The sequence below is a fragment of the Streptomyces sp. SID4985 genome, assembly GCF_009863025.1.
In the GTDB taxonomy this organism is placed as follows: domain Bacteria; phylum Actinomycetota; class Actinomycetes; order Streptomycetales; family Streptomycetaceae; genus Streptomyces.
The window spans coordinates 1-5592 of record NZ_WWIR01000470.1 but is presented as its reverse complement, the minus strand read 5'-3'; the positions used below and the strand labels follow the sequence as shown (position 1 = coordinate 5592).

Annotated in this window: 4 protein-coding genes; all 4 read right to left on the bottom strand. The window is 72.7% G+C overall.

The window, feature by feature from the left end; all coding sequences use genetic code 11:
• Positions 1–281, bottom strand: a 281-nt coding sequence (locus GTW40_RS33240; protein ID WP_237525603.1) for a UbiA family prenyltransferase, incomplete at its 3' end; no start/stop codon positions are given.
• Between the two features lie 341 nt (positions 282–622).
• Positions 623–1765 carry an inositol-3-phosphate synthase gene (locus GTW40_RS20850; protein ID WP_161181717.1) on the bottom strand — a complete coding sequence of 381 codons (1143 nt, stop codon included), beginning with the start codon at positions 1763–1765 and terminating at the stop codon, positions 623–625.
• Positions 1766–1872: 107 nt separating this feature from the next.
• Entirely contained in the window at positions 1873–3207 is a 1335-nt protein-coding gene (locus GTW40_RS20845) for a ThuA domain-containing protein (RefSeq protein ID WP_161181716.1), read from the bottom strand.
• A gap of 60 nt (positions 3208–3267) precedes the next feature.
• The coding region (locus GTW40_RS20840; RefSeq protein ID WP_161181715.1) for a PQQ-dependent sugar dehydrogenase at positions 3268–5592 on the bottom strand (2325 nt) is incomplete at its 5' end.

Sequence of the window (5592 nt, the reverse complement as noted above, 5' to 3'; positions counted from 1 at the left end):
AGCGCGGGACGGCCGGAGCGTGCGGCGAGGGCGAGGCCCGTGGCGGTCAGGGCGCAGGCCGCGGTGAGGGCGGCGGCGGGGCGGATGCGGCCCGAGGGCAGGGGGCGGTGCGGGCATTCGACGGCGTCCTCGGCGCGGTCGGCCCAGTCGTTGAGGGCCATGCCCGCCTCGTACAGGCAGAGGGAGGAACCGATGGCCCACAGGACGCGGGTGCCGGGGCGGTCGGGGGCGGTGGCACTGCCGGCCAGGAGATCGCCGGGGACGGTGAACAAGGCGGGCAGACGGAGGAGTTCGGCCCAGGCGGCGAAGCGGCTCCCCGTGCCCCGGCGGGGGTGTGCGGACTCCGGAACGGCAGGACGGTCCTCATCGGCAGGGGCGGCGCCGGGAACCCCCGTCCCGCGCGGAGCCCCGGGCACGGCCGCCGGAACTCCCCCGGGCATTCCCGCGCCGCCCCCGATTCCGGCTCTCGTCCCCACGAGCCCCCCGCGCGCCCCTTCTGCCTCAGCCTTCCCAGACGTACTCCCGCCTCCGCCCGCCGCAGCCCCGCCAAGCGCCCCCGATCCACCCGCAAGCCGCGCAGGCCCCCCGGGCCTCACCGGTCCGCCCACGCCCCCGTCGCCGATCACCGCCCCTCCCCCGCGTACCCGGCGTCGGCGCGCAGCCGGTCGGCGAAGCGGCCGAGCGCCGCGTACTGCTCGCCCAGAGCCGAAGGCCCCTCCCCCACCGGGTCCTTGAAATAGAAGCCCAGGTCGCCCAATGGGCCCGTCAGTCCCGCCTGTCGGGCTCGCAGCACCAGCCGGGCCAGGTCGAGCACCAGCGGAGCGGCCAGTGCCGAGTCGCAGCCCTGCCAGATGGTCTGGAGGACCATGCGGGTGCCGAGGAAGCCGTCGAAGGCGATGTGGTCCCAGGCGGTCTTCCAGTCGCCGAGGGCGGGCACGTCGTCGATGTGCACCTGGCCCTGGACCGGTGTGCCGAGGGTGTCGGTGAGGACGCGTTCCTTGCCCGCGTTCTTGGCGGCGGCCGCGGCGGGGTCGGCCAGGGCGGCGCCGTCGCCGCCGCCGAGCAGGTTGGTGCCGGACCAGGCCCGCACCGCGAGGGCGCGCTGCGCGAACATCGGCCCGAGCACCGAGCGCAGGAGGGTCTGGCCAGTCTTGCCGTCCCGGCCCGCGTACGGCAGGCAGCTCTCCGCCGCGGCCGCCGCCAGGGCCCGGTGGTGGAGGCCGGTGGAGGGGGTGAAGTTGACGTAGGGGCAGCCCGCGCGGAGGGCGGCGGCCGCGTAGAGGGAGCTGGGCGGGAGGGTGTCGCCGTCGGCGGCGGGCTCGGTGGAGGCCACGTTGACGACGACGGTCCCGGCTGGCGCGCGGCGGGCGGTGAAGTCGCGGATGTCGGCGGCGAAGGCGTCGATCAGCCGCTGCTCGTCGCGGTCGTCGTCCGGGAGCGGGCCGCCGGGGACGATCTCGCGGTCGGCGGCGGCGAGTTCGGCGGCGACGGCCGCGGGGAGACCAGGTGGCAGGACGCCGCCGGCCGCGAGTTCCTCGGCCCGTTTGGGCAGCGGGCAGTCCAATGTGTCGTGGCCGCCGAAGACGAGGGAGGGCAGTTCGGGCAGGTCGCAGCCGGTGAAGAGGGTGGTCTCGGTGACCATGCCGGTGGGCGGGTGCAGCCCTGCGGTGATCGCGGCGCAGCCCGCGACGACGGTGGTCGCGACGGAGCCTCGGGCGCCGATGAGCCACACTCCGGCGGGGCCTCGGGAACGGGACGCGGACATGGTCGGCCTCCTTGGCGGGCGCGGACGCGCTCGGGCAACGGTGAACTCGGGCAGCGGTGAAGTGGGGGACGGCGGGCGGGAGTACGGCGCCTCCCGCCCGCCGCCGGTCAGCGGCCCTTCGCGGGCAGTTCCTTGATCCGGACGTCACGGAACGACACCTGGTCGTCGGCCCCGTGGTTCTGGAGGCCGATGTGTCCGTCCACCAGGCTGCGGGCCGGGTCGGTGTTGGTGAAGTCGTTGATCCGCACGCCGTTGAGCCAGACGCGGAGGCGTTCGCCCTCCACGCGGATCTCGTACGTGTTCCACTCCCCCGGCGGGTTCAGCGCGCGGTCCCGTGCCGCCAGGTCGGCGGACTGGAAGCCGTACACGGCCCCGGTGGTCTTCTCCGGGACGTCGGTGGCGTCGATCTGGACCTCGTAGCCGTTGTCGACGGCGGACCAGGGGTCGTCCGAGGGCGGGAAGCCCACGAACACACCGGAGTTGCCGTCGCCGGTGACCTTCCAGTCGAGTTTCAGGGAGTACGAGGAGAGGCCCGAGGTGGCGTACCAGAGCAGGCCCATGCCGCCGGTCGAGGTGAGCGTGCCGTCGTCGGCCAGGGTGAAGGAGCCGGGCCCGGCCTGACGCCAGTTCTCCAGGGAGGCGGCGGTGCCGTCGAAGAGGGGGCGGTAGCCGTTCTCCGGGCGGCAGTCGGCCTGTTCGGCGCCGGTCGCCCAGCGCAGGCCGCCGAGCAGGTGGGCGCGGAAGGCGGGGTCGGCGTAGGACTCCTTGGTGTGGCCGCCGCCGGTGTAGAAGGCGCGGCCGCCCTGGTACTCCTGGCACCAGGCGATGGGGTGGTCGCCGTTCATGGTGCCGCCGGAGTACGTGGACTCGTCGAGCGAGGCCAGGACGTGGGCGCGGTCACGCGGGTCGGAGCGGTAGTTGTACCACTCGTCGGTGCGCTCCCACCGGGTGGGCAGCTGGGCGGTCGAGGGGTGGGCGTGGTCCTCGACCACGACCGTGGCGGGCTGGATCGCCGGGTGCGACTGGAAGTACGCCCCGGCGAGGCCGCCGTAGAACGGCCAGTCGTACTCGGTGTCGGCGGCCGCGTGGACGCCCACGTAGCCGCCGCCCTGGCGGATGTAGCCCTCGAAGGCCCGTTGCTGGGCTGGGTTCAGGACGTCGCCGGTGGTGGAGAGGAAGACGACGGCGTCGTAGCGGCGCAGGTTGCGGGCGGTGAAGGCGCCCGCGTCCTCGGTGGCGTCGACCGTGAGGCCGTCCGTCGCGCCGAGCTGCTGTACGGCCGCGATGCCGTCGGGGATGGAGTCGTGGCGGAATCCGGCGGTCTTGGAGAAGACCAGGACCCGTCCGCTGTCCGTGGGGCGCGCGGCCGCCGGGCCGGTGACGCAGCCGAGCAGCAGCGCGGCTCCCACGGCCGCGGTGGTGAGCAGACGTGTGGTGCGCACGCGTGTGGCAAGTGGACGTGTGGTGCGCAGACATGTGGTGCGCATGGGGGTGACCTCCGCTCAGCCGGTGGTGAAGGTGAAGTCGTCCACGTCGAAGAGGGCTCCGGTGCCGCCCTTGAAGACCAGGTAGAGCGTGGTCGTGCTCCTCGGCGCGCGGGACAGGTCGGCGCTCACGTCCTGGAAGGTCTCCCAGCTGCCGGTCACCGGCACGGTGGCCTTGCCGAGCAGGGTGCCCTTGGCCGATCCGGCGCGGACCTCGAGCGTGCCGCCCGTGCCGCCGGAGGAGATCCGTGCGGTGATCTTCTTGGCGTTGCCCAGCGCGTAGGGCGTGAAGGAGATCCAGTCGCCGTTGTGGATGTCGCCGACCGTCTTGCCGCCGTGCGCGGTGTCCTTGGACTGGAGGGTGATGCCCGAGGAGTCGGTGAAGTGCTCGGCCTGGCGGTGGCGGGGCTGGGCGACGTTCTGGTCGTGGGAGGTGAGCGGGGCCTGGCCGCCGCCTCCGTTGTCGGTGTACTCCGCGTCGAACACGCCGAAGATGTTCTCGTCCTCGTCGTGGCCGCCGTCGGCGCTGGTCTGGATGGTGCCCGAGCAGCCCTGGGCGGAGGTCAGCGGGTGGCCGTGGGTGTCGTGGCCGAGCACGAAGTGGACGGTGACCTTGGCGCAGTCGATGTTCCTGCCGTCCTCGGGATCGGTGACCCTCACGGTGAACGGCACGGCGTCACCGAAGCTGAACAGCTGCCCGTCCTGCGGGAGTTGGAGCGTCACGGTGGGCGCCGTGTTGCCGACGACGATGCGTACGGCGGCGCTGCCGGTGCGGCCGGAGGGGTCCTCGGCGGTCAGGGTCGCGGTGTAGGTGCCGTTCTTGCGGTACGTGTGGGTGGGGTTGGCGGCGCTGGAACTGCTGCCGTCGCCGAAGTCCCAGTGGTGGGTGAGGGTGTCGCCGTCCTGGTCGGTGGTGCCGGCCGAGGAGAAGCGGACCTTCAGCGCGGCCTGTCCGGAGGTCTTGTCGGCGGCGGCCTTGGCGACGGGAGAGTGGCCGTCGGTGGCGTTCTCGATGCGGTACAGGGCCGAGTTCTCGTCGCCGCCGAACCATGCGGTGCCGTAGTCCAGGACGTACAGCGCGCCGTCGGGGCCGAAGGCCATGTCCATCACCTGGGTGCCGGTCCAGGGGAAGGCGTTGATCGACTTCACGGTTCCGTCGGCGCCGGTGTCGATGCGCTTGATCCAGCGGCGGCCGAACTCACCGGCGAAGAAGTTGCCGTCGTACGCCTCGGGGAACTTCACCGGGGAGTCGAGCGCGGGGTCGTAGTGGTAGACGGGGCCGCCCATCGGGGACTCGGAGCCGTCGCCGAACTCCGGTACGGACGCGCCGTCGTAGGGAATCCAGGCGGGCTGTGCCGGGGGCAGGTCGGTCAGGCCCGTGTTGTGGGGGGAGGTGTTCTTCGGGGCGGCGCAGTCGAAGGCCGCGCCGGAGGTCTTCGTGCCGAAGTCGTAGTCCACGTAGGCGTCGTTCTTGCCGGTGCAGTAGGGCCAGCCGAAGTTGCCGGGGCCGGTCACGCGGGCGAACTCCACCTGGCCGCCGGGGCCTCGGGCGGGGTCGGCGGCACCGGCGTCGGGGCCGTAGTCACCGACGTAGAGGATGCCGGTCGGCTTGTCGACGCTGAAGCGGAACGGGTTGCGGAAGCCCATGGCGTAGATCTCGGGGCGTGTCTTCGCGGTGCCGGGGGCGAAGAGGTTGCCGTCGGGGACGGAGTAGGAGCCGTCGCCGTTGACCTTGATCCGCAGGATCTTGCCACGCAGGTCGTTGGTGTTGCCGGAGGTGCGCTGGGCGTCGAAGGCGGGGTTGCGGTCGGCGCGTTCGTCGATGGGGGTGTAGCCGTCGGACTGGAAGGGGTTGGAGTCGTCGCCGGTCGACAGGTAGAGGTTGCCGTCCTTGTCGAAGTCGATGTCCCCGCCGACGTGGCAGCAGATGCCGCGCGAGGTCGGCACGTCCAGGATCTTCTTCTCGCTGGCGGCGTCCAGGGTGCCGTCGGTCTTCAGGACGAAGCGGGAGAGCCGGTTGACGCCGTCGAAGGGGGCGAAGTCGGCGGCGGTGCCGGTCTCGGGGGCGTCGCCGGGCGGGGTGTTCAGCGGGGGCGCGTAGTAGAGGTAGACGAACCGGTTGTCGGTGAAGTGCGGGTCCACACCGACGCCTTGGAGTCCTTCCTCGTCGTGGGAGTAGACGGCGAGTCTGCCCGCGGTCCGGGTGGTGCCGGTGGCGTCGGTCAGGCGGAGTTCGCCGTCGCGGGAGGTGTGCAGGACCGAGCGGTCGGGCAGGACGGCGAGGCTCATGGGCTCGCCGACCTCCGCCGCGCCCTGGGCGAGCGCGACCTGCTGGAAGTCCTC